The organism is Halorussus salilacus (genome assembly GCF_024138125.1).
Taxonomy (GTDB): Archaea; Halobacteriota; Halobacteria; order Halobacteriales; family Haladaptataceae; genus Halorussus; species Halorussus salilacus.
Genome location: NZ_CP099993.1, coordinates 2325824 through 2349838 on the forward strand (window position 1 = coordinate 2325824; position 24015 = coordinate 2349838).

Annotated in this window: 25 protein-coding genes; 15 read left to right on the forward strand and 10 right to left on the reverse strand. The window is 66.4% G+C overall.

Annotation, left to right across the window (positions count from 1 at the left end):
• Positions 1-66: 66 nt before the first annotated feature.
• The 3 genes from NGM10_RS11940 to NGM10_RS11950 all read left to right on the forward strand — a co-directional run bounded on the left by NGM10_RS11940 (position 67) and on the right by NGM10_RS11950 (position 4620).
• Positions 67-1290 carry an outer membrane protein assembly factor BamB family protein gene (locus tag NGM10_RS11940; protein ID WP_253479048.1) on the forward strand — a complete coding sequence of 408 codons (1224 nt, stop codon included), beginning with the start codon at positions 67-69 and terminating at the stop codon, positions 1288-1290.
• A 73-nt stretch (positions 1291-1363) separates the two neighbouring features.
• Entirely contained in the window at positions 1364-3919 is a 2556-nt protein-coding gene (locus NGM10_RS11945; RefSeq protein ID WP_253479050.1) for an efflux RND transporter permease subunit, read from the forward strand.
• Positions 3920-4035: 116 nt separating this feature from the next.
• Positions 4036-4620 carry a hypothetical protein gene (locus NGM10_RS11950; RefSeq protein ID WP_253479052.1) on the forward strand — a complete coding sequence of 195 codons (585 nt, stop codon included), beginning with the start codon at positions 4036-4038 and terminating at the stop codon, positions 4618-4620.
• Here the strand turns inward: NGM10_RS11950 and NGM10_RS11955 are convergent.
• The gene (locus NGM10_RS11955; protein WP_253479054.1) at positions 4617-5534 is read right to left on the reverse strand and encodes an HFX_2341 family transcriptional regulator; all 918 of its coding nucleotides are present in this window, start codon (positions 5532-5534) and stop codon (positions 4617-4619) included. The two genes, NGM10_RS11950 and NGM10_RS11955, sit on opposite strands and share 4 nt — an antisense overlap.
• Before the next feature lie 140 nt (positions 5535-5674).
• Here NGM10_RS11955 and NGM10_RS18205 point away from each other — a divergent pair, with 140 nt between their 5' ends.
• Both NGM10_RS18205 and NGM10_RS11960 read left to right on the forward strand, forming a co-directional pair.
• A complete protein-coding gene (locus NGM10_RS18205; RefSeq protein WP_256504255.1) occupies positions 5675-5806 on the forward strand; it encodes a hypothetical protein in 132 nt (43 codons plus the stop codon).
• Between the two features lie 8 nt (positions 5807-5814).
• A complete protein-coding gene (locus NGM10_RS11960; protein WP_253479056.1) occupies positions 5815-6456 on the forward strand; it encodes a hypothetical protein in 642 nt (213 codons plus the stop codon).
• Between the two features lie 25 nt (positions 6457-6481).
• On the opposite strand, the gene NGM10_RS11965 is transcribed toward NGM10_RS11960, so the two are convergent.
• The 3 genes from NGM10_RS11965 to NGM10_RS11975 form a co-directional block, all read right to left on the reverse strand.
• Positions 6482-8014: a sodium:solute symporter family protein gene (locus NGM10_RS11965; RefSeq protein WP_253479058.1), complete on the reverse strand. Its 1533-nt coding sequence runs from the start codon at positions 8012-8014 to the stop codon at positions 6482-6484.
• Positions 8011-8235 carry a DUF3311 domain-containing protein gene (locus NGM10_RS11970; protein WP_253479060.1) on the reverse strand — a complete coding sequence of 75 codons (225 nt, stop codon included), beginning with the start codon at positions 8233-8235 and terminating at the stop codon, positions 8011-8013. The genes NGM10_RS11965 and NGM10_RS11970 overlap by 4 nt, the downstream gene beginning before the upstream one ends.
• Before the next feature lie 131 nt (positions 8236-8366).
• On the reverse strand, positions 8367-9797 hold the full coding sequence (locus NGM10_RS11975) for a glycosyltransferase (protein ID WP_253479062.1): 1431 nt from the start codon (positions 9795-9797) through the stop codon (positions 8367-8369).
• A 257-nt stretch (positions 9798-10054) separates the two neighbouring features.
• Between NGM10_RS11975 and NGM10_RS11980 the strand changes: the two genes are divergently transcribed.
• Complete coding sequence (locus NGM10_RS11980) at positions 10055-10777, forward strand: sugar phosphate isomerase/epimerase family protein (protein ID WP_253479064.1); 723 nt, start codon at positions 10055-10057, stop codon at positions 10775-10777.
• 1 nt (position 10778) lies between these two features.
• Here NGM10_RS11980 and NGM10_RS11985 read toward each other — a convergent pair whose 3' ends face one another.
• On the reverse strand, positions 10779-11222 hold the full coding sequence (locus NGM10_RS11985; RefSeq protein ID WP_253479066.1) for a hypothetical protein: 444 nt from the start codon (positions 11220-11222) through the stop codon (positions 10779-10781).
• 526 nt (positions 11223-11748) lie between these two features.
• On the opposite strand from NGM10_RS11985, the gene NGM10_RS11990 reads away from it, so the two are divergent.
• From NGM10_RS11990 to NGM10_RS12000, 3 genes are all read left to right on the forward strand, one after another.
• A complete protein-coding gene (locus tag NGM10_RS11990) occupies positions 11749-13368 on the forward strand; it encodes a Na+/H+ antiporter NhaC family protein (protein WP_253479068.1) in 1620 nt (539 codons plus the stop codon).
• Positions 13369-13545: 177 nt separating this feature from the next.
• Positions 13546-14979 (forward strand): DNA primase DnaG, encoded by a 1434-nt coding sequence (dnaG, locus tag NGM10_RS11995; RefSeq protein WP_253479070.1) that lies wholly within the window; start codon positions 13546-13548, stop codon positions 14977-14979.
• A gap of 94 nt (positions 14980-15073) precedes the next feature.
• The gene (locus tag NGM10_RS12000) at positions 15074-15880 is read left to right on the forward strand and encodes a hypothetical protein (RefSeq protein ID WP_253479072.1); all 807 of its coding nucleotides are present in this window, start codon (positions 15074-15076) and stop codon (positions 15878-15880) included.
• Here the strand turns inward: NGM10_RS12000 and NGM10_RS12005 are convergent.
• Together NGM10_RS12005 and NGM10_RS12010 are read right to left on the reverse strand one after the other, a co-directional pair.
• Entirely contained in the window at positions 15875-16306 is a 432-nt protein-coding gene (locus NGM10_RS12005; protein ID WP_253479074.1) for a GNAT family N-acetyltransferase, read from the reverse strand. The genes NGM10_RS12000 and NGM10_RS12005 overlap by 6 nt on opposite strands.
• Positions 16303-17613, reverse strand: coding sequence for a DUF92 domain-containing protein (locus tag NGM10_RS12010; protein WP_253479076.1), 1311 nt, complete (start codon positions 17611-17613; stop codon positions 16303-16305). Before NGM10_RS12010 ends, NGM10_RS12005 begins: the two co-directional genes overlap by 4 nt.
• A 471-nt stretch (positions 17614-18084) precedes the next feature.
• Here NGM10_RS12010 and NGM10_RS12015 point away from each other — a divergent pair, with 471 nt between their 5' ends.
• Positions 18085-18693: an undecaprenyl diphosphate synthase family protein gene (locus tag NGM10_RS12015; RefSeq protein WP_253479078.1), complete on the forward strand. Its 609-nt coding sequence runs from the start codon at positions 18085-18087 to the stop codon at positions 18691-18693.
• 16 nt (positions 18694-18709) lie between these two features.
• Here NGM10_RS12015 and uppS read toward each other — a convergent pair whose 3' ends face one another.
• Positions 18710-19624 (reverse strand): polyprenyl diphosphate synthase, encoded by a 915-nt coding sequence (gene uppS, locus NGM10_RS12020; protein WP_253479080.1) that lies wholly within the window; start codon positions 19622-19624, stop codon positions 18710-18712.
• A gap of 134 nt (positions 19625-19758) precedes the next feature.
• Here uppS and NGM10_RS12025 point away from each other — a divergent pair, with 134 nt between their 5' ends.
• The 3 genes from NGM10_RS12025 (at position 19759) to hemA (ending at position 22074) form a co-directional block, all read left to right on the forward strand.
• Positions 19759-19953, forward strand: a complete 195-nt coding sequence (locus NGM10_RS12025; protein ID WP_132059634.1) for a cold-shock protein — start codon at positions 19759-19761, stop codon at positions 19951-19953.
• A gap of 105 nt (positions 19954-20058) precedes the next feature.
• Positions 20059-20463, forward strand: coding sequence for a DUF5778 family protein (locus tag NGM10_RS12030; RefSeq protein ID WP_253479082.1), 405 nt, complete (start codon positions 20059-20061; stop codon positions 20461-20463).
• 255 nt (positions 20464-20718) lie between these two features.
• Positions 20719-22074 carry a glutamyl-tRNA reductase gene (gene hemA / locus NGM10_RS12035; protein ID WP_253483838.1) on the forward strand — a complete coding sequence of 452 codons (1356 nt, stop codon included), beginning with the start codon at positions 20719-20721 and terminating at the stop codon, positions 22072-22074.
• 38 nt (positions 22075-22112) lie between these two features.
• On the opposite strand, the gene NGM10_RS12040 is transcribed toward hemA, so the two are convergent.
• Entirely contained in the window at positions 22113-22334 is a 222-nt protein-coding gene (locus tag NGM10_RS12040; protein WP_253479084.1) for a hypothetical protein, read from the reverse strand.
• Between the two features lie 71 nt (positions 22335-22405).
• Entirely contained in the window at positions 22406-23107 is a 702-nt protein-coding gene (locus tag NGM10_RS12045) for a hypothetical protein (protein WP_253479086.1), read from the reverse strand.
• 123 nt (positions 23108-23230) lie between these two features.
• Here NGM10_RS12045 and NGM10_RS12050 point away from each other — a divergent pair, with 123 nt between their 5' ends.
• Both NGM10_RS12050 and lwrS read left to right on the forward strand, forming a co-directional pair.
• Positions 23231-23506, forward strand: coding sequence for a 4a-hydroxytetrahydrobiopterin dehydratase (locus NGM10_RS12050; RefSeq protein WP_253479088.1), 276 nt, complete (start codon positions 23231-23233; stop codon positions 23504-23506).
• 91 nt (positions 23507-23597) lie between these two features.
• Positions 23598-23969 (forward strand): LWR-salt protein, encoded by a 372-nt coding sequence (lwrS, locus tag NGM10_RS12055; protein ID WP_253479090.1) that lies wholly within the window; start codon positions 23598-23600, stop codon positions 23967-23969.
• Positions 23970-24015 lie beyond the last annotated feature (46 nt).

The window sequence follows — 24015 nt, forward strand, 5'->3', positions numbered from 1 at the left end:
GAGAACGACCGAAGCCGACCCGCCGCTCCGGAATCGTTTTGTGGCGCGCGTGACACCCGAAACCCGATGCCGTCCGACACGTCCTCGCCCATCTCGCTCTCCCGGCGCGAACTCCTCGCCGCTACCGCGACCGCGAGCGCGGTCGCGGCGGCCGGATGCGCCGGTACCGAATCGGTCCCCGACGACCAGCGCTGGTCCCAGTTCGGTTTCGACACCGCAAACACCGCCCACAATCCCGACGCCGAGGGACCCGCCGAGGAGCCGACCGTCGCGTGGGTCCGCGTCGGCGGTAGCTACTACCGCAACTCGACCCAGCCGCTGGTCGGCGACGCGGTGTACGCCAACGCGTGGCACGACGGCGTGTTCGCGCTCGACCCCGCGGACGGGTCGGTCCGGTGGCACGACGGGGACGCCGACAACACGCAACTCACCCCCGCGCTCGCCGAGGGAACGCTCGCGTTCCCGACGCGGGACGGCTTCCGGGGCGTCGCGGCCGACGGCGGCCTGCGCGCGTTCGGCCGGGCGGTCGGCTACGGCCGCTGGCGGACCGACCTCGACTACCCCCAGTCCCCGCCCTCGGTCGCCGACGGCCTGCTCGTCGCCGGAATCGGTGCGAACCACTCGGCCGACGGCGGCCGCGTGGCGGCCGTCGACGCGGCCGACGGCACCGTCCGGTGGGAGTTTCCGGTCGAGACGAGCGTCTGGGGCGCGCCCGCGGTCGCCGACGGCGTGGTCTACGCCGCGGCGCGCGACGACGACCAGCGGGACGCCGAGACGCAGGGGACGGTCCACGCCATCGACCTCGCGGACGGAACCGAGGTCTGGTCGCGGCCGCTCGGCGAGTCGCCCCGGTTCAACCCCGTGGGCGCGCCGGTCGTCGGCGACGGCCTCGTCTACGTGCCGACCGGGACCGGCCCGCTGGTCGCGCTCGGCGCCGAGTCGGGCGAGGAGGTCTGGCGGGCCGACCCGCCCGAGGGCGTGCAGGCCTCGCCCGCGCTCGCGGGCGGGGTGCTCTACGCTGGCTGTCTCGACGGCACCCTCCGCGCGCTCGACGCCGCGACGGGCGAGGTCGAGTGGACCGGGGAGGCACAGACGTACTACGGCGGGCCGACGGTCGGCGAGCGCGGCGTCTACGCGGTCGGGAGCGGGGGCGAGGTCGTCTCGTGGACCCGCGACGGCCGCGAGCGCTGGCGGGTCGCCATCGACCCGCCCGTGTCCGGCTCGCCGGTTCCCGCCGAGGGGCGGCTGTTCGTCGGGACCGGCGACGGCCTGCTGTACGCGCTGGAGTGAGGTCTCGGGTCGCGGGGCTTCACCTCAGTTCGATGGTAAACCTTGATACAGTTGGGAGTTTATGTCCGGACGAATGACCGCCGGAGACAGAGTCGCCGATTTCGTGGTGTCCCACAGTCGGCTCGTAATCGTGATACTACTGCTGGTGACCGCGGGCGTCGCTGCGGGCGTCGACCCCTCGCCCGACTCGCGGTCCATCGGCGACGTACAGGCCGACTCGCCCGAACAGCGCGCGCTCGACGACATCGAGGCGAACTTCTCGACCGACGACCGGACCGTCGCACAGGTCGTGGTCCGAGGCGACGACGTACTGACCCGCGAGTCGATGGTCGAAACGTTGCGCCTCCAGCGGACCCTCCGCGACGACGAGGAGATCGGACCGACGCTGGCCGACGACCGCCCGACGGTGGGGCTCGCGAACCTCGTGGCGACCGCCGCGATTCACGCTGGGGGCGGCGAGTCGGCGACGGGGACGCCGTCGCTCGACGACCAGATTTCCCGGCTCGAATCGATGGACGACGACGAGTTCGACCGCGTTCTCTCGGCGGTGCTGGACCCAGAGAGCGAGTCGGTCCCGGCCGACCCCTACCGGTTCCTCCCCAGCGACTACGAACCCGGCACGACCGACGCGGAGGCCCGGACGCTGTTCGTCTTCCAGACGACCGACGAGGGCGGGACCGGCGACGAGGGCGCGACAGGCGACGAGGACGCGACGGACGACGATTCGACGGGAGTCACGACCGACGAGGCCTTCGACGCGCAGGTCGCCATCGCCGACATCGTCGACGAGCGCTTCGGCGACTCGGCGTTCGTCTTCGGGGCGGGCATCGTCGAGTCCGAGTCCGGTAACGCGCTCGTCGACAGCTTCGTCGTCCTGCTACCGCTGGCGTTCCTGCTCGTGCTGGTGGTGCTCGCGGTCGCCTACCGGGACGTCCTCGACGTGGCGCTGGGGCTGGTCGGCGTCGGCCTCGTCCTCGCGTGGCTCGGCGGCGTCATGGGGTGGCTCGGGATTCCGAGCAGTCAGCTACTCATCGCCGTCCCGTTCCTGCTCATCGGCCTGTCCATCGACTACGCGCTCCATGTCGTGATGCGCTACCGGGAGGCCGGGCGCGAGGCCCCCGAGGCCGACCCCGCGGCCGCGATGCGGGCGGGTCTCGCGGGCGTGCTGGTCGCGCTCGCGGCCGCGACCCTCTCGACCGGCATCGGGTTCCTCTCGAACCTCGTGAGTTCGATCCCCGCGATTCGGGACTTCGCGTTGCTGTCGGCCGCGGGCATCTTCGCCACCTTCGTCGTGTTCGGCCTGCTCGTCCCTGCGCTCAAGGTCGAACTCGACGGGTGGCTCGCCGACCGCGGCCGCGACCGCCGCAAGACCGCGTTCGGCGTCGAGGCGGGCGTCGCCAACCGCGTCCTCTCGGTCGGGGGCGAGGCCGCCCTCCGCGTCCCGGTGGCGGTCGTCGCGCTCGCGCTGGTCGTCTCAGCGGCTGGCGGGGTCGCGGCAACCGACATCGACACCGAGTTCAACGAGCAGGACTTCCTGCCGCTCGACGCGCCCGAGTGGGCCAAGTCGCTCCCCGGGCCGCTCGCGCCCGGCGACTACGACATCCGGGAGAACGCCGAGTTCGTCGGCGACTCGTTCGCGCGGCCCGGCGGCGGGGGCCAGACCGAGGTGCTGGTCGAGGGCAACGTGACCGACCCCGAGACGCTCGACCGAATCGTCGAGGGCCAGCGCGTCGCGTCCGACCGCGCGGCGTTCGTCGCGCGGTCGGACGGCACCGCGACCGTCGAGTCGCCCGCGACCGTGCTCCGGTCGGTCGCCGACCGCGACGAGGACCTCGCCCGCCGAATCGACGCGAGCGACACCGACGGCGACGGTCTCCCCGACGAGAACCTCACCGCGGTCTACGACGCGCTGTTCGACGCCGCGCCCGAGGAGGCCGCGACCGTGCTCCACCGGACCGACGACGGCCGGTACGTCGCGGCGCGACTGTCGCTGTCGGTCCGCGGGAGCGCCTCCGCGCAGGACGCCGCCGCCGACACCCGGGCGGTCGCCGAGGCGGTGGCCGACGCGCCCCGTGCGTCGGCCATCGCCACCGGCGGGCAGGTGGTCACCGCGGTCGCCCAAGACGGCCTGCTGGAGACGCTCGTCGAGGCGCTGGCTGTCACGCTGGTCGCGATTCTGGGCCTGTTGGCCGCGCTGTACTGGCGACGCTACCGCGCTCCCGCGCTCGGGGTCGTCACGCTCGTGCCGGTCGTCTGCGCGCTGGCGTGGCTCCTCGGGACGATGTGGGTGCTCGACATCCCGTTCAACACCGAGACCGCGGTCATCACCAGCCTCGCCATCGGTCTGGGCGTCGACTACAGCATCCACTTCAGCGAGCGGTTCGTCGAGGAGCGCCGGGGTTCCGACTCGACCGCCGAGACGCTCCGGACGACCATCACCGGCACCGGCGGCGCGCTGCTCGGGAGCGCGACGACCACGGCGGCCGGGTTCGGCGTCCTCGGGTTCGCGCTCACGCCGCCCATCCGGCGCTTCGGCATCGTCACCGGCCTCAGCATCGTGTTCGCCTTCGTGGCCTGCATGACGGTCCTGCCGTCACTGCTGGTGCTGTGGGACCGGTACGTGGCGTAGGCGTCGGTCGTCTCGGTCTCCCCGAAGCGGTCGCGTGAAGGAGAGACTCTACTCAGACGAGGGACTATTTCAAGTAGGATGCGATATATGTCGAGCGTATGTCTTCAAGTCGTCCTATGAACGAGTCAGTGCCTTCCGAACAAGAACTAATGAGGCAGAAGGGTATCAGAGAAGGTGGTTGGTTTTCAAAAGGGAGACTCTCAAGCGAGTATCTTACTGAACTTACTGAGAACTTTTCTTTCGATGGAGTCTCTCTCTGCTTGGTCGGAATCGTATTTGTAACCGGAATCAGTCTAATTTTCGGTAGCTTAGCATCGCTCCTGTCTATTGGCCTCCAAGGAGCACTCGTAATTACAATTACTTTACTAACCTCGGTGTTTACACTCCTTTCTGTACGAGAAAGTAAACGAGATAGAGAGGCAAGCGTCGAACCGACTTTGTTTGTGGGCAAACGGGGGGAGAAGTACGGACTACTGAATCTCGGGAGCGGTCCCGCTCACGAACTTTCGGTGGCGATTGCTTACAACTCTCGTAAAGATTGGAAAGAACTAGAATCAAAAAGAGGCAGTATTTTGCGCGTCGATGATTTCCTATCGCTCGAAACGGAGGAACGCCCAGAATACGTTCACATGGAATATCGTAGCAACGTCGGATACAAAGAGTACAACGTCACCAGAGAGGTCCTCCCGGACGAAGACTAATTCTCCCCGTCCCCGTGCGCGCGAACCCACAGCTCCCCGATGCGCGACAGCCGCGTCCGATACGACTTCCCGCGTTCCTCCTGCTCGATGTACCCTTTCCCGCCCGGCCCGAGCCGGTCGACGTTGTAGATGACCTTCGACCGGAAGCTGTCGGTGTACTCCTCGCCGAGCTCGCGCGCCAGCGCCTCTGCGAGCTCCGAAACCGACGCGAACTCGCCGTCCTCACCGAGCTTGAACAGGATGAGCTCCTCGAAGGGCTTGACGTTCGAGAAGGAGGCGACCGGGAGTTCCACGATGTGGCCGTCGCCGACCTCCTTCGCGCCGATGGTGGTCCCGCGCTCGTCGAACTCCGCGAGGAGGTCGCGGGCCGATTCGAGTCGCGCGACGATGCGCTCGTCGGCGCCCGGGTCGGCGGCCCGTTCCTCGTCGTCGCCCGCCCGGAGGTCTTCGAGCAGGTCGACCTGCCTGCGGAGTTCCTCGGCGAGTTCGGTTTCGAGGTACTTCTCGGGCGCGGTGTAGTAGGTGTGGATGCGGTCGCGCTCGCCCTCGCGCTCGACCATCACCGAGTGGGCCGCGGTCGCGAACGCGAAGCTCACGGTCCGGGGCATCGCGGAGATGTTGACCCACACCTCGCGGTCGGCGTCGAGTTCGGCGTTGATGAGGTCGAACGCCTGCTCGAAGGCGGTGTCGTAGTCGTAGACGTCCTCGACCACGACGCGCTCGGTGGTCGCGCCCAGCAGGTTCCGGAAGTCCTGTTCGAGCTTCTCCGAGAGGTTCTGGGAATACTCGACGTTGGCCTCGCTCCCGACCGCTCCTTCGAGGAGGATGACGCGGTCCACGTCCAGCTGGTCGCGGACGAGCGGGGCGATGAGCCGGTCGTAGTCGAATCCGACCGGGACGACGTGGGTTTGCATACGTGGTAGTTAGGCGGGGACGTTATGAATCCCGTTGAGTCCCGTATCGTCCGGCGGTGGCGGTACCCTCTCTCGCCCTCGAACACCGTCTTACTCGGACCCCGACACTTTTAAGCGTGTAGTCGATGCATTCCAACGTGATGCCAGGGGAGAACGACACCAAGTCGCCCGACGACCTCGCGGATGCTACCGGTGCCGATTCGGCCGTCGTTTCGAAGGAGTACGAGGCCGCAGCGGAACTCGCAGGGCTCCGTGACGATTCCGAGGAATAGGATATTCGATGTCGAACCGAGGCGCGAATAACACGATTGAGCAACTCTTGGGAACTCGAACGGGCGGTCCACGAAGCGCCGTTTCTCAGGACGTCATCAATCGCGTTCGAGTCTCGGCGAATATCGTTCGGCAGAACTTCGACGAGTTGGAGGACTTCGTGGATGGACGGTTAGATAACGACGCTCTATTCATCGTGTACACGCCGAACGGTGGCGAAGCGGCGTCGTATCTCTACAAGCACATCCATAACTATCTCTCGTCGCTGTACTCGTTCAACGAGCAGATTCGAGAACGAGTCAACGACCTCGCACCCGAGAATTCGATTACCAAGCAGGATATCATCTCAGGGCAGTCGTTCTATTCCGAACGGTTGGCGTTCCTTCGGGGGCTTCGACACGACGTTCAACACGGGGAGTACAACAGCCTAAAACTGGACTGCCGTCACACAGCAGGCAATTTCCGAATATACTGCGTCGAGTTCAACGAACAGGCGTTCAGTAGCGGAGCAGTACGGCACCCGCCCGATTATCTTCGACATACGAACCAACGGGACCGCAGATATCCGCTTCCGTACATCGCCGAATTCCATAAGCAGTACTTCAACGGTTTCGTCGACGATTCGGTCGATTGGCTGACCGGGAATCCATAGAAGGCGTCTTCTCCGTTAAACTCATCTAGTCCGCCCGTAGCCCCTCGTACACCGCGGGCTCCTCGTCGGCCGCTGGCGTCGTGACCGCCGAGACGGAGAGCGTGAGGACGAGCCCGAGGAGCATGCCGACGACCGAGGCGCTCCAGCCCCAGTAGGTGTCGGGGACAGCAATCTGAATCACGTAGCTCTCGGTCAGGAGCGGCACCCAGTCGAGCAGGTCCACCCTGACGGTCGGGACGAACACGCTCGCGAGGTAGAACGCCTGACTCCCGCCGAGGCCCGCGAACATCCCCGCGCGGGTCGTCCCGCGCCAGTAGAGGGCGACGATGACGGGCAGGGCGAGCTGGGCGAATCCGCCGAACGCGGTGTCGCCGATCTCGATGAGCGTCCCGGGCTGGAACAGGCTGGCGACGAACGCGAGGGTGGCGAACACGGCGACCCCGACCCGAGCGAGTACGTCCTCTCGTCGGTCGCTCGCGTCGGGGTCGACGAACGGCCGGTAGAGGTCGCGGGTGAAGTACGACGACCCCGACAGCAGCATCGAGTCCGAGGAACTCATCATCGCCGCGAGCGCCCCGGCGACCACCAGCGCCGCGAACCACCCTGGCGTGTACTCGTTGAGCAACACCGGGAGGACGTTGCCGCCCTCCGGAACCGACACGCCGAGTCCCTGCGCCCACGCCCCGAGCATGAACGCCGGGACGAACAGGAGCACGACCAGAATGGGCCACAGCGCGAACGTGCGCTTGAGCACCGTCTTCGAGCGCGCGACGAAGAAGCGCTGATTGACCTGCGGGAACATCGCCACCCCGAACGCGATTGAGACGGCGGTCGAGAGCATGTACTCGGGGGTGTAGAGGCCGCCGCCGAGCGCGAGGAACTCGGGGTTCGTCTCGGCCAGCGTCCCGGTGGCCTCGCCCGCGCCCCCGACCGCGGCGAGCACCCACGCGACCGCGCCCCAGACCATCACGAGCATGAACGCCCCCTGCAACGTGTCGGTCCACGCGATACCGCGCATCCCCGCGAGGACGACGTAGGCTATCATGAACACCGTCACGAGGCCCGCGCCGCCCCAGTAGGGTATCGCGCCGTTCGTGAGCGCTTCGAGCGCGGTCCCGGCTCCGACCTGTTGCAGCATCACGTAGGGGAACAGCCAGAACAGGCTGATTCCCGCGACCAGTCCGCGGAGCGTCTGGGACCCGAACCGGTCGCCGAGCATCTCGCCGAGCGTGACGTAGCCGTACGTGCGCCCGACCAGCCACTGCTTGTAGCCGACGACGTACCACAGGACCGCAAAGAGGATGCCGTCCATCAGCCCCATCACCAGAATCCACTCGGGGCCCGCGGAGTAGGCGAGGTTCGGCCCGCCGAAGAAGGTGAACGCCGACAGCAGGGTGGCGAACGTCGTAAAGAGCAGGACGACCGTCCCGAGCGTCCGGTCGGCCAGATAGTAGTCCTCGGCGGTCCGGTCGGTGAGTCGGAACGCGACCAGACCGATAGCGAGCGCCAGCACGAGGTAGCCGCCCACGATGGCCGACTGGATGGCGAGGTCGCTCATCGCGGCGCACCTCCCTCCGACTCGATGCCGAGTCCCCACGCCCGGCGAGCGAAGAGCGCGAACACGCCCGCGGCGACGACCATCCAGCCGACGTGCCACCAGAGCCACGCCGGGAGTCCGGCGACCACGGTCGCGTCGCGCCACATGAACCACGGTATCGCGAGCGCGACGACGACCGCGAAGGCGAGCGCCCAGCCGAGCGATTCGAGCTTGGATACCATGTCAACCGGTTATTATCACACGGTGATAAGTATTGCTAAAGTCCACCAACGGAGTGCTTTGAAGGAGAATTTTATTCAAAGTCGCGCGGCGAGGGCGGCTCGAACGCCGAGAGACGTCGCTTCGTTCGACCTCACTCCGTTCGCTCGAACACGGGCGTCCCCGGATTCCCGGCGTCCTCGTATCCCCGCCGCCGGAGCGCGAACACTATCTCGCTCAGCGCGCACTTGCCCGACAGGATTGGGTCGCCGTGGTCGGTGTACGCGGCGGTCGCCTCGTTCAGGTCGTCCAGCGCGAACGAGTCGCCCAGTTCCGCGAGCGCCTGCCCGACGATTCGGTCGTTGTCGTCGACCGCGGGGTCGTCGGCCTCGACTTTCGCCTCGACGCGCCGGGCCATGTCGTCGTACGTGCGCCGACCCGAGCGCTCGGGGTCCCGTATCTCCTTGGCGTGTTCGAGCATCCGCCGACTCTCCGCGACCGCCTCGTCCCAGTGTTCGACCGCCCAGACCGCCAGTTCCGGGAGTTCGTCGAGGTCGCCCGCGAGCCGGTACTCGCGGGGGATGGCGTCGTAAATCCACGGCCGGTCGCGGGCGACGAGCACCTGCCCGCTCGCGGCCTGCTCGAACCACGTCCGGGCCAGCGTCTCGTACTCGCTCGCCGAGACGCAGAGGTCGCCCTTCCGGAGCGCGGCCTCGAACTCCTCGCGGGAGGCCTTCGAGTGGGCCTCTATCCACTCGGTCTCGGCGTACTCGTCGGGAATCTTGCTCATGCTCGTCATCACGGTCCGGATTCCGAACTTCTCGTGGAGGAGTCGCGCGATTCCCATCACCGTCCCGACCTGCTTTTTGTCCCAGACCGAGCCAGCGACGTGGAGCCACTCGGGTTCGTCGGCGTAGGTCTCCTCGAACTGCGAGAAGTCGATGGGACTGCCCGTCTGGACCGCGGCGTCGAGCGCCCACTCGACGACCGACTCGTCCATGAACTCCGCGCCGTACTCGGCCATCCCCTCCACGTCCACGGCGGCCTTGAACCACATCCCGTCGGCGAGGACCGCGTCAGTGATCTCGGTCTCGCGCTGGAACGCGTTTCGCCACCCGGTCTCGGCGTACTTGAACGGCAGCTGAAGGTCGTGGACGTTGACCACCACGTCGAACGGTTCGGGATGCTCGGTCCGGTGGCCGTCGAGCGAGAGCAGCCACTTGTAGAGGTCGGCGCGCCCCCGCCGGAGCTGGTCGACCACCACGTCGACGTACCCCAGTCGGTCGTAGATGGCCTCCCGGAGCGCCCGCAACTGCGTCTCGCTGTACCCAGACTCGGTGAACGCGCCCTGATGGTCCGACCCGTGCATGAACGGTTCGGCCGTTATCAGGGTCACCCGCTCGCGGTCGGCGTGGACGTACTCGGGGTCGTAGTTCGCCACCTCGGGCGGCGACAACAGCCAGTAGACGTGGAGGTCGGGGTCGATGTCGAGCCACTCGCCGACCCACACCACCGCGTCGTTGAGGGTGCCGTTCGCGGTCGCGTCGCCGGGCCGGTAGAGTTCCGGAACGATGAGCACGCGCATGGGTCCACCCCGATGGCCTCGAAGACGGGAGACTGACCCTTGAATCTGTCCGGCGACCGTGGTGGCGTTCGGTCGTCGCCTCGGTTGCCCCGGTCGCGCGAACCGTCCCCCGCCGTTCCGTGGTCGGTCCTCCCTCAACCGCCCCCCGCGGCTCGGCGGTCGGTCCTCCCTCGTTCGAGCGCTGACCGCGCCGACGCGTCGGCGCGGTCAGCGCGACCCGCAACAACCGATTTAGGCGCGCTCGGCGTACCGCGGGTATGCGCCCCGCAATTCAGCTCTACACGCTCCGCGCGCTCGACGAGCCCCTGCCCGACCTGCTGGCCCGGGTCGGCGACACCGCGTTCGAGGGGGTCGAGTTCGCCGGACTCGGCGACTCGACCCCCGAGGCGGTTCGGGACGCGCTCGACGACGCGGGCCTCGACGCGGCCGCCGCCCACGTCGGCATCGATGCCCTCGACGCCGACCTCGACGCCGCGGTCGAGACCTACAGAACGCTCGACTGCGACCGAATCGTGGTCCCGTGGCTCGACGAGTCGCACTTCACGAGTCGCGAGAGCGTCGCTGGGGTCGCGCGCAGGCTCGCGGAGCTCGACGCCCGCCTCGGCGACCGGGGGGTCTCGCTCGCGTACCACAACCACGACCACGAGTTCGTCGAGGTTGGAGCGACCACCGGGTTCGACATCCTCGTCGAGGAGACCGACCTCGACTTCGAACTCGACGCGGGGTGGGCGACGGCGGCGGGCCGCGACCCGATAGACCTGCTCTCGGACCTGCGCGGGCGCGTCCCGCTGGTCCATCTCAAGGACGTGTCGGGCGAAACCCCGGTCGAACTCGGCGACGGCGACCTCGACGCCGGGGGTTGCGTCCGGGCCGCCCGCGAGGCAGACGCCGAGTGGGTGGTGTACGAACACGACGACCCCGAGGACCCCGAGGCGTCGCTCGCACGCGGTGCGGAGACGCTGGCCGAGTTGCTCGGGTGAGTCACTCCCGGCGATACAACTCACGAGCACGGCAGGCGACCGCCCAGTCGCCCGGACTGGGGAGGGCGCAGGCGGTCAGCGCGACGAGCGCGACCGTCCCCGCGCGGTCGCCGGTCGCGAGGGGGTCGGGGAGGACGCCCGCGAGGACGAGCGCCAGCGGGAGGGCGAGCGCGAGCGGCGCGAGCGCGGCCCCGCGGACGACCCAGACGGGCGCGCTCGACGGCACTCGCTCGACCTCGACGCTGACGAGGCCGCCGGTGACGGCGTGCCCGAGCGTGCCGGACGCGGTCGGCCCGGCGTCGTCGCTCGGGAGGACGGTGACGGTGTAGGTCGCGTCGACGAGCGACAGCGGGACGACGTGGAGGAGTTCGTGGACGAAGACGCCCACAGCGAGGGTAACGAGCAGGACGACGCCGAGGACGAGCAGGTGGAGGGGGTCGAGCATCGGGTCGAGCGGCGCTGCTCAGTCGGGGGACTCAACTGTTGCGGAATCCGGCTGGCAGGTCGCGTTCGACCCTGCGGTCTTCGTCGCCTCCGTGGTCACTGTGCGCTCTGCGGTTGCGGTGGCCTCCGTGGTCACTGTGCGCTCCGCGGTTGCGGTGGCCTCCGTGGCGCGCTCGGGATGGCCGACGGCGATTCGGCGTCGAGGGGTTCGGACGCGTCCGAACCCCTCGACGCCACCCCGGATGCGGAACCGAAGCGACGGACCACCGACGGCCGAATCGAACCTCAATCTGCCTAGGGATAGTAATCAATCACGACATAGAACGAGTAATCAAATACGACACAGGTGTGGCACCGATAAGTTTATCAATACTCCCTTACGGTTGATATACTGTAGCACGGCAAGGGTGAGCACATGTCATATAGATACGCAGTTGACGACGGATTCGAGGTCGAGACGCAATCGACGGACGGCCGGAGTTCGACTCGGCCCGGGGTCGAACCGCACGCGGTAACGGGGGGTCACGATGGCCGCTGAGACGTTCGGTCTGATCTCGCTGGTGCCGCCGTTGCTGGCCATCGTTCTCGCGATAGTAACCCGGAAGCCGATACTCTCGCTGTTCCTCGGCATCTGGTCGGGAGCCGTGATATTCACCGGCGGGCACGGCTTCGTCCAGACCCTCGAATGGGTCGCCGGGTCCATCGGCGACGAGAGCCTGTTCAACCCGAAGATCATGATGATCGTGCTGTTCCTCGGGGCCGGGGTCGCGCTCATCTGGCGGCTCGGCGGCGCGGCCGCCATCGCCAACGCCGCGACCTCGCGGTTGGACACCCAGCGCAAGGTCGGGCTGGGAACGTGGATATTCGGCATGCTGTGGTTCTTCGGCGACTACTCCAACACCGCCATCGTCGGGACCACGATGCGCGAGATCGCCGACGAGATGCGCATCTCCCGCGAGAAGCTGTCGTACATCATCGACTCGACCGCCGCGCCGGTCGCGACGTTCGGGATTTCGAGCTGGGTGGTCTACCAGCTCAGCATGATACGCGAGGGGTACGACGCCGCCGGAATCGAAGCCGGTGCCGACGCCCCCGCCGCGTTCGCGCTCTTCTTACAGAGCGTGCCGTTCAACATGTACTGCATCTTCGCGGTGGTGATGGTCGGCATCATCGTCATCACCCAGCGCGACTTCGGCGAGATGCTCGACGCCGAACACCGCTCGTGGAAGGAGGGCAAGGTCCTCCGGGACAACGCGGTGCCGATGCAGAGCGCCGAGGACAGCCTCGGCGAGATGCTGACCGACTCGCCCCAGCTCCGGTACTTCCTCGTGCCCGTGGGGTCGCTCATCGTCGTCGTGTTCAGCGGCGCTATCTACACCGGCCTTCAGGGTGCGGAGTCCGGCGCGTCGGTGCTCGACATCGTGGGCGGGGCCGACTTCGTCAGCGCGCTCCTCTGGGGCACGTTCACGATGGTCTCGGTCGGAATCATCATGGGCGTCGTCGGCGGGCTGGCCGACCTCGACGAGGCGATGGAGACGGTCATCGACGGCTTCAGCATGATGCTGACCGCCCTCTCCATCCTCGTGATGGCGTGGACCATCGGGACGGTCACCACCGAACTCGGGACCGGCGTCTACGTCACGAACGTCGCAGAGCAGTTCGTGACCCCGATGCTCCTGCCCATCGTCGTCCTGCTGGCGTCGGCGCTCATCGCGTTCTCGACCGGCACCTCGTGGGGCACGATGGCAATCGTCACGCCCATCGCGGTCCCGCTGGCGTGGAGCGTCGGCAGCGGGACGCCCGAACTCCTGCCCGCCGCAATCGGGACGGTGTTCAGCGGAGCCATCTTCGGCGACCACTGCTCGCCCATCTCCGACACCACCATCCTGTCCTCGACGTTCACGGGCGCAGACCACATCGACCACGTCAGGACCCAGATGTACTACGCGGTGACGGTCCTCAGCGTCGCCATGGTGATGCTGTTGGTCTGGGGCGCGACCAACGTCACGCCGCTGGTCCTGCTTCCGGTCGGCGTCGGCCTGCTCTACGGCCTCGTCTACGCGCTCTCGGAGTGGGACGCCAACCGCAAGGGCGTGGTTCCGCAGGCCGGACGCGCACCGCAAGAAGTGTCGGCGTCGGACGACTGAGTAGTCGCGCGACCCACCGATTCGCCGAGCTTTTTTCGAATCCGTCGAAGTCCCCTGTGGTCTTGCGAGCGACGACAGGTATTTCAGTCGGGGCGTGCGATTTTAACCCATCCATGGCCGCGTTCACGCACATGGACACATCATCATCCAGCCCCTCACAGGGGCAGTTCATCACTCATGGACGATACAGCCAAATACGTCATTCACGCCGACATCACCGCCGACGGGGTGGTAGAGCGGAGTGACGTCGTCGGGGCGGTCTTCGGACAGACCGAGGGCCTGCTCGGCGACGACCTCGACCTCCGCGACCTCCAGCAGTCGTCGAAACTCGGCCGCATCGACGTGGACGTAGACAGCCAGAACGGCCAGTCGTTCGGCACCATCACCATCGCGTCCAGCCTCGACAAGGTCGAGACCTCCATCCTCGCCGCGGCGCTCGAAACCATCAGTCGCGTCGGTCCGTGTCGCGCCAGCGTCTCCACCGCGGGCATCGAGGACGTGCGGGCCGCCAAGCGCCGGACGGTGGTCGAGCGCGCGAAGGAACTCCTCTCCGAATCGTTCGACGAGGACGTGATGACCTCCCGCGAAATCTTAGAGGAGGTCCGCCAGAGCGTCCGCGTCGAGGACATCGCCGACTACGAGGGCCTGCCCGCGGGACCCCGGGTCGAAGACAGCGACGCCATCGTCGTGGTCGAGGGCCGGGCCGACGTGCTCAATCTCCTGCGCTACGGCGTCAAGAACGCGGTCGCGGTCGAGGGGACCAACGTCCCCGACGCGGTCGCAGACCTCACGCAGGGCCGGACCGTCACCGCGTTCCTCGATGGCGACCGGGGCGGCGACCTCATCCGGAAGGAACTCGCGCAGGTCGGGGACATCGACTACGTGGCGGTCGCGCCCGGCGGCAAGTCGGTCGAGGACCTCGCGCGCCACGAGGTCATGTCGGCGCTCCGGAGCAAGCGCCCGTTCGACGAGGCCGAGTCCGAGGTCGGCGGGGAGTCCGAGGCCGACGACCCCGAACCGCAGGACGAGGGCACGGAGGTCGTGGACGCCGACGCCGCGAGCGCCGGGGCCGACGGCGGGACCGACGCGACCGGGAACACCGCCGCGACCGACGGTAGCGCCCGCCCCGCGCCCGAGACCGACTCCGGCGTCGGCCCGGACGCGTCCGGGCCGACGCCCGACCCCGAGACCGAGTCGCCAAGCGTCGAGTCGACCGCGGAGTCGGCGAGCGCCGACTCCGCGGTCGGACCGACCGACGAGACCGGCGAACCGACCGCCGACGACCCGGACGCGGCGGCCGAGTCGGCCGCCGCGTCCGAACCCGCGACCCTCCGGGGACACGTCGAGGGCGTCGTCGACGCCGAGACGGGGGCCGCGCGCCTGCTCGACGAATCGTTCGCGACGCTCGCGGAAGTGGCCGCCGAGGACGCCTTCGACGCCGTCAAGGAGGCCGACGAGGTCCCCTACGCGGTGGTCCTCGACGGGACGCTCGAACAGCGCGTGCTGGACGTGGCGGCCCAGCGCGGGGTCGGGCAGGTCGTCGCGGCCGACCTCGGCGAGTTCGTCAAACAGCCCGCCGACGTGCGGATTCGGACCGCCGACCAGTTCTAGAGGCGGCGGTTCTTCTCTAAAAACCATCCTCCTCAAACACCACCAATCTAATCATGAAAAACACTATCACATATTATATGATAGGGCTACCCAAATGGATGAAAGACCGGTTTCGGAATTCATAGAGGAAACGCCAGGAATTGAGATTCACCAAGAGATAGAATCTCTCAAGATTTCACTAGAGATTCAGAAGGGGAATTTTGAAGAACTACAGTCTAAACATCAGGAATTCAGAAATTTCGATGCGAACGACTGGGGGAAAACTAATCAAGCAGAACTAATAAAACAGGAATATTTCCGCCCTTTCCATAATTATGTGGCGAGTATATATACGGTGATTAAACACAGCCAACGTATTGTAGATAATTTTGGAGGAGACGACTTGTATTCAGAATATACGAATGAAATAGTGGAGATGGAATTAGATGAGTTAGGTGAATTCCTCCGTCAACTCCGCCATTATACACAGAAGCGTAAGGTTCCTCCTGTCGAAACTGAAACTACGGTTTCAGAAACAGGACTGGAGTTCCGGTTGTACATCTCAAAAGAGCAAATGTTAGACTGGGATGAATGGAACAGTGACGCAAAATCCTACTTAGAAAGTATACCTTCTAGGATACTACTTTTAGATGTTATTGAGGAATATCAAAATAGGAGTGAAGAGTTTTATGATTGGTTTTTCAGGTATATTCGGTTCTATTTCAAAGATGAATTGGAAGAGACACTAGAAAGAATATTTTTTGTTGAAACTATGAAATCGAGCATGCCTGAACCTAAAATTGAGAAGCAGAGAGAACCATTTCTCCATGGTTATAGAGAAAAAGAAGTGATGCAGATGCCCGCGATTCCAATGGAATACATGCATCCATACGATCCAGAAAATATATTGAATGGATTATGAACCCTCTTCTGTTTCTCGACCCAGCACGATTCCCGCGCTCCCGTCGGCGTAGAACCCCTCCTCGCGGTCGACCTCCTCGAATCCCAGCGACTCGTAGAGCCGTCTCGCGGCGTCGTTCTCGGGGTGGACCGCGAGCCGGACCCGGGAACACCCCGATTCGCGCAGGCGGTCGAAGGCGGCCCCGAGGAGCCGCCGCGCCCGGCCCTCGCGCCTGCACTCGGGCGCGACCACCAGCTCGGCGACGTAGCCCGCTTCGCCGTCGTGAAACGCCACGAGGTAGCCGACCGGGTCGTCGCCGTCGGTGGTCACGAGCACGAGCGGCGGGCCCTCGATAGCGTAGTCGAGCAGGGGAGGATTCGGCTCGCGGAGGTGGGACTGGAGGTCGCGCAGTCGGTCGCGGTCGTCGGGGCGGGCGTCTCGAATCACGGCAGGACGACCACCGCGAGGCCAGCGCCGACGAGCGCGCCGGTCAGGGTGGCGAGGAAGTTGACGGCCTGATTGCCCAGCCGGTCGCCTTCGAGGGTCGCGCCGAGCAGGCTGTCCATCGTCATCCCGCCAGCGCCCGCGAGGACGATGACGACCGCGCCGAGGGTCCCGACCTCCTCGAACAGGACGACCGCGATTGCCGCGACGACCGTTGCGCCCGCGATTCCGGCGAGCTCGCCCTGCCACGTCACCGCGCCGTCGGTGCCGGGTTCGACGCGTTCGAGCGTGGTGATGAGCCGCGGCTGGTCGAACACGCCGCCGATTTCCGAGGAGAGGGTGTCGCTCATCGCGGTCGCCATGCTCCCCGCGAACGCGAACAGGAAGAGGCTGCCTTCGACCGGGAGCCTGCCGCGGGCGGCGTACGCGAGGACCGCGACCAGCGCGACCGCGGCGTTCCCGAGGACGTTGCCGGTCCCGCGCGCGCCCTCGTTGTCCTCGGCGACGCCCCGGGCCTTCTTCTGCTCGTAGCGGAACTTGGTCGAGAGGCTCCCGATGCCGAAGAACGCGATGAGGACCGCGAACCACGCGTAGCCCCCGAGGACGATGGTGAGCATCGCGAGCAGCGCGCCGGTCAGCATGCCCGGAATCGAAGCGGTGTCGAGCGCCCACGAGATGTAGCCAAAGAGCGCGGTCACCGCGATGGCGACCGCGATGGTCTCGACGGTCACCGACACGGCGAGGTCGGCGAACAGCCACAGCAGGAACGCGACCGACAGCATCACCAGCGGGTCGTCGCGGGCGAACAGCACCGACCGGAGGAGTCCGGCGACGAGCGCGCCGCTGGCCGCGAGGAACACGATTTCGGGGAGGCCGACGCCCGCGGCGTACCCCTCGATTTCGAGCGCGAGGACCTGCCCCCCGACCGCCGCCAGCAGGGCCCCGGCGACGAACGCGCCGGTCCGGGCGATGGGCGAGGCGTCGAACCGCCACGACGCCTGCTGGGCGAGGTTGCCGTAGCCGACCACGAGGACGCTGGCGACGAACACCCTGGTCGGCAGGCCGAGCGTCGTCGAGAGCAGGGCGACCCCGGCCGCCGCGAAGGCGAATCCGGCTAGCCCGTGGAGCCGACCCGCCTGTCGGTCCGACGGCCGGGCGAACAGCTCGAAGGCCGGGCCGTCGGTGACCGACAGCGCCGCCACGGCGACCGCCCCGAACGCGACGGCGGTCGCCCAGCCGAACGTGGGGGCCGCCAGCGCCAGCGTCGAGACCGCGGCGTAGGCCGCCGCGCGCCGAACTCTCGTGGTCACGTTATCGTCCGTTTCCCCCGATGGCTATTTAATCCTCCCGAAGCCGCGAGACGCGGCGGCGTGCGGCCGTCTGACGGGTGTCGGACGGCACAGCGTCGTTCACGGTCGTTTTCGATTCGCGGTCGCTCCCGACGCTTCGACCGCACTTGCGAACCCCGTCTGTTCTGCTCGGCGCGCGCTGGCGCGGTCTCGCGGTTTGAGGCCGCGCCATCGTTCGCGCGAGGGATGAGTATCGCAGGCGACGAACGAAGTGAGTCGCCGAGAAACGCAGTCGGTTGGGGAGGTTCGTGGCTTGCGGCCGCGGTGCTGTGCGGTCTTCTAGGTACCGGGAGTAGCTAGCTTCTCGCTGGTCGAACAGTTGCGCTCACCGCCGACGAGACCCGCATCCACTTCACCGCCGACGAGACCCGCATCTACTCCCGAGTGTCGCGGTCCGTGACGTTTAGGGCGGTCGCCCCCGAACCCCCTCCAGTGGGACTGTACGACCGCTATCTCGCCGCCCGCCTGCGCCGCCACGACGCCGACTCGCCCGGGCACGTCGCCGTGGTCATCACCGAGCGCGACCTGCTCGAACAGGGCGCGTACCGCACGCTGGAGGACTTCTTCGAGTGGGCCTTCGAGTACGCCGCCGAGCGCGTGACGGTGTACGTCAGCGTGCTCGACCCGGGCGCGGTGCCGACGCTGGAGCGCGAACTCGAACGCGTCAGTGCCCCCCGCGACCTCGCGGTCCGCGGCCCGGAGGACACCCAGCGCGCCGACGCGCCCATCCAGCTCTCCATCGGCCTCGGCGGCAAACACGAGTTCGCCGGGGCGGTCCGGAAGATAGCCGGGGACGTCGAGTCTGGCGACCTCTCGCCCGACGAGGTGGGCGAATCGGAGGTCGAGGAACACCTCGTGTTCCCCGAGAACCCCGATTTGGTCATCAAGACCGGCGCGGAGCGCCTCTCCGATTTCATGATCTGGCAGTCGGTCTACTCGGAGCTGTACTTCACCGACGTGAACTGGCGGGACTTCCGGAAACGGGACTACCTGCGGGCGTTGCTGGACTACAAGAACCGACAGCGGCGGTTCGGGCGGTAGGCCGACGGTCTCCCGGTCACTCGGCCGTCTCCTCGGCCTCTAGCTCCTCGACGCTGGTCCCCTCTGGCAGTTTGTCCCGGAACTTCTCGATGACCCCCCGGGCCTCGTCGAGTTCGACGCCGCCGACCGCCTTCACCAGCGCCAGCGCGCGCTCGACCTTGGTGCGCCGCCACGACTCCTCGCGGGACTCGTAGGTCCGAACCGCCCGCAGGAAGTCGACCTTCGAGAACTCCGGCCAGTAGGGGGTACAGAAGAACACCGCGGCCTCGTTGCCGTTGGCGTGCCACGGCAGGAAGTTCGAGGTCCGCTCGTCGCCGCCGGTCCGGATGATGAGGTCGACGTCGCGCAGGGAGTCGTCGTAGAGCCGCCGCTCGATTTCGGCCACGTCGATCTCTTCGGCGGCGAGGTCGCCCGATTCGACGTCGCGGGCAACGTCGCGGGCCGCGCTCAGGAGTTCGTTGCGCCCGCCGTAGGCGAGCGCGACGTTCAGCGTGAACTCCTCGTAGTCGGCAGTCCGGCGCTCGGCGTAGGCGACCGCCTCCCGGACCCGGTCGGGTAGCATCCCTTCGTCGCCGATGACCCGGATGCGGACCTCCCCGTCGTGGACCCGGTCGTCGTCGCCGAACTCGTAGAGCTTCTCCTCCAGCAGGTCGAACAGCGCCTCGCGCTCGTGGTCCGGACGGTCGAAGTTCTCGGTCGAGAACGCGTACAGCGTCAGCTCCTCGACGCCCATGTCCTTGCACCAGTCGAGCACGCGCTCGGTCGTCTGCGCGCCCGCGCGGTGGCCGTCGGGCGCGTCGGCTCCCTGCCGGTCGGCGTACCGGCGGTTGCCGTCTTGGATGACCGCGACGTGCGTCGGTGCGCCGGATATCTCCCGTCGGAGGAGGCGCTCGTAGGCGGCGTGGAACCGCCGCCGTACCCACGATGACATCGGTTGGTCGGACAGAGAGCGCCGAGGGGCATCAGCGTTATGACTGTCGAGCCGTCGGCTGTGGTAGTCGGTCCCATTACAGCTTCACCTAGGTCCATACCTTTTTAAGCATGGAGCGACTCTGGACGAGTGCAATGGCGAAAGGTACGGTTGATTTCTTCAACGACACTGGCGGTTACGGTTTCATCGACACCGAGGACGCGGACGAGGACGTTTTCTTCCACATGGAAGACGTCGGCGGCCCCGACCTCGAAGAGGGGCAGGAAGTCGAGTTCGACATCGAGCAGGCCGACAAGGGCCCGCGCGCGAAGAACCTGACGCGCCTCTGAACGGTATCGTACGTAAGTGAAACGAGTTTTTCTTAGAGCCGATAGACCAGCCGTGGCTCTCGCGGAATCGCAGGGCGTTTAACCGCCCGACCGAATTGCTCGAACATGGGAGACCCACTCGACGAGGACCTGTATCGCCGGACGAAGCAGTTGCTCGAACCCGGCGACATCGAACTCAACGGAGCCATCGTCCACACCGACTTCGGGAGCGACGAGGACATCGAGATGCACCAGACGACCGTCGACGTGGGAGAGATAATCGCCGAACGCGCGGGTCATGACCCCAGAGACACGTTCGTCTACTCGGGCACCGACGACACCGACTTCGCCTCGAACCAGCACCAGGGGCTGACGCTGGACGACGAGGAGTTCGTCTGGGAGTGCCAACAGCTCCTGCGCGAGGGGACCTTCGACGTGGTCTTCTACTACGAGGCCAGCGCCGACCACGGGGGCATCCTCGACGACGTTCGCGAACTGGGCTTCGAGGTGACCGGCGTCGAGGGGTCGTGACGGGACGAGACGTCGTGACGGAACGAAACGTCGTGACGCGACCGGAGGCCGTGGGGTCACGGCGGGTCGGGACGCCGTCGGGAGTCGCGACGGCGTCGCGACTCCCGACGCGTCGGCGAGAGGCGGTCGAACTGTCTCGTTTGGAAGGCTTTACGTACTATCCATCCATACTCCGGACCAAGAACCGCGGACTCCGTCCGCAGGGTGAACCATGACGTTCGGAACAACTGGCACGCGTTCGGGGAGGCGATGGCCGTGACGGCAGGCACGGGCGTCGTATCGGGAGTCCGGGTCAGCCACGACCGCGCGAGCCTCGACGACGTCGAAGCCGCCTGCCATCCCGACACCGGGGCGGTCGTCGAGCGACTGCTCGCGGTGCCGGGCGTCGGCGAGGCGTTCGCGCTCCAGACCTGCAACCGGTTCGAGGCGTACGTCGTCACCGACGAACCCACGACCGGGCGGGCGGTCCTCGCCGACTTCGCGCCCGACGCGGCGGGCCACGTCACCGTCGAGATGGGCCACGAGGAGAGCCTGCGCCACCTGATGCGGGTCGCGGCTGGCCTCGAATCGCTCGTGCTCGGGGAGGACCAGATCATCGGGCAGGTCCGGGACGCCTACGAGACCGCCCGCGAATGCGGGGCCATCGGCCCGATGCTGGAGGACGCGGTGACCAAGGCCATCCACGTCGGCAAGCGCGCCCGGACCGAGACCGCCATCAACGAGGGCGCTGTGTCGGTCGGGAGCGCCGCGGTCGAACTCCTCGCCCAGCACTGCGATCTGGCCGACGCCACCGCGCTCGTCGTCGGCGCGGGCGAGATGGGGTCGCTGGCGGCACACGCGCTGGCCGACGCCGAGGTCGAGACGCTGTACGTCGCCAACCGCTCGCCCGCGAACGCCGCGGAACTCGCGAACGAGGTCGACCACGACGACGCACGCGCGGTCTCGCTCGACGGACTCGCCTCGGCGCTCGACGCCGCCGACGCCGTCGTGAGCGCGACCGGGAGCGAGGACCACGTACTCGACGCCAGCCGCCTCGCCGACCGCGGCGACACGCTGGTCGTCGACATCGCCCAACCGCGGGACGTCTCGCCCGCCGCCGACGCGCTCGATGGCGTCACGGTCCACGACATGTCGGCGCTCGAATCGGTCACCGGCGAGACCGAGCGTCGCAGGCGCGAGGCCGCCGAGTCGGTCGAGGCGATGATCGACCGCGAGTTCGAGCGCCTGCTGGAGGGCTACAAGCGAAAGCGCGCCGACGAGGTCATCGCCACGATGTACGAGAGCGCCGAACGCATCAAGGCCCGAGAGGTCTCGGAGGCGCTCACAAAGCTCGACGCCCACGGCGACTTCACCGACGACCAGCGCGAGGTCGTCGAGTCGATGGCCGACGCGCTGGTGTCCCAACTGCTCGCGCCGCCGACCAAGAGCCTCCGGGACGCCGCCGCCGAGGACGACTGGACGACCATCAACACCGCGCTCCAGTTGTTCGACCCCGAGTTCGGGGACGGCGAGGGGCCGTCGGAGGCCACCGTCAGGGGTGACGAGATACCCGACGCGGTACTCGAAGAGCTGTCCGGTTCGGCCCCGGTCGCCGCGGACGACGACGACTGATCGGTCACTCGTTCATCTCGGCAGGCGGGCGAACAGGTTTATTTCCGCAGGATAGAGCCAACGCTCACGAGAACTCCGAGTAGAGTAATCAATGACGCAAGGAGGGCAAATCCGGCGAGGAGGCTGATCAGCCCGAATGGATTAACGACGTTTGCAAGCAAATCGAGGACGGCCCATCCGACAGCGAGTGCGACGAACCCTCCCACGAGCTTTATGAGGTTGTCGATGGCTTGCCGTTTGGTCGTTTGTTCGGTCATCATCGGTATCGATCTGCGCCTCCTCTCGTATTCGGTACTGGACTTTGGTGCGCCATCGTCATAATTGTTGGTAACTAGCTATCGTCGGTCGTTTCCCCAGAATCGTCTGCGGCCGGTTCCTCCGCCGCTTCCGGTTTCGTTTCGCCTTCGGATTCACAATTGCTCGGTTCTGGTTCCGAACCCTCTCGGTCGGAATCGGACCTTGTCGGTTCTCCCTCCGAACCGGTCTCCTCGCTGTCGGTCGGCTCGGTTTCGAACTGCTCTCCTTCGGAACCGTCAGTCATCTCACCGACCATCGATAACGCCACGAATCCTATCATGGTAAGCGTAAACAGAACGAGTACCAGTGATAGCTTCAGGATTGCCGCCGTATCCGACGTGATTCCGCCAATAACGGCGAACAATCCGGCGAAAACGAGGGCGAGAACGCCCAGTAGGAGGAAGTCGCTCACGCGGTCGTCCACACTCGACTGTTCGTCGGTCGTGAACCGTATCAGGCCCGTGAAGAGCGGAAGCAGGATTCCTATCGCTTGGATGAGTCGGAGCGTGTGCTCGGGATTAGGGTCGAGGGCAGTCGAGGTGGCATTTTCCCACTTACTCCCCGACCACGAACCGAGGTTCTCAATTACTCCCGCGTTCCCCACCCCGATGCGGGAGTTCGGCGGAACGAGGCCGACCGCATTTAGAACGACACCGAGACAGATACCAACCCCGACCAGACTTCCGGCTACGGCTACATCTCTCCAACTATACTGCCGAACGCGACGGTCCTTCAACGAGGTCAGCCAATCTCTCACCAATATAACTATTTGTGACTAAATAACCTATAAAAATAAGCGTTTCTATATCTCGTGGCCCTGCCACCGAACTTTATGTCTCAGCACGACGAACCCCCACCTATGGCAGACCTACTCTCCGACGACGAGGTCAGCGAGCGACTCCCCGACGGCTGGGACCGCGAGGGCGAGGAGATCGTCAGGACGTTCGAGTTCGACGACTACCTCGAAGGCGTCGCGTTCGCCTCGGAGGTCGCCGAAATCTCCGAAGAGGAGTTCCACCACCCCGAGATTCGCATCGGCTACGAGGAGGTCGAGGTCCGGTTCACGAGCCACGAGGCGGGCGGCATCACCGACGACGACATCCACATGGCCGAACTGACCAACGACGTCAGATGACGGCGATGGACGAGGGCCGGTAATGGCGATGGACGAGGGCCGATGACGGATTCGAACGAGACCCGACCACGGCGATAGACGACAGCCGATAATGGACGCCCGCTACGTGTTCGCGGTCCGATTCCGGCTCGACCCCGACGCCCGCGGCGTCGGGGTCGAGCCAGACGAGTTCGAGACGCGTCTCACTCGGGAGGCCGACCCGCCGGGCGAGGAGGGGTGGCTGTTCTTCCGGGACAACCTCTGGCGCGGCGAGGTGAACGACGCCGACCACTTCCGGCGGCTCACCGAGGAGGCGCTGGGCGTGACGGTGGTGTCGGTCGAGTACCGCGCGTTCGAGACCGACGAGGCGTATCTGGAGGCGCTGAAAGACGAGATTCGCGACGACCTCGGGACGTTCAACGCGACCAGCGTCTCGGAAGTCATCACCAAGTACCTCGGGAGTTCGGTCGAGGTCGGTCCATAGCAAACGGAAGAAATATTTATGCTTCCGGAGGCCCTAGAGGTGTGTC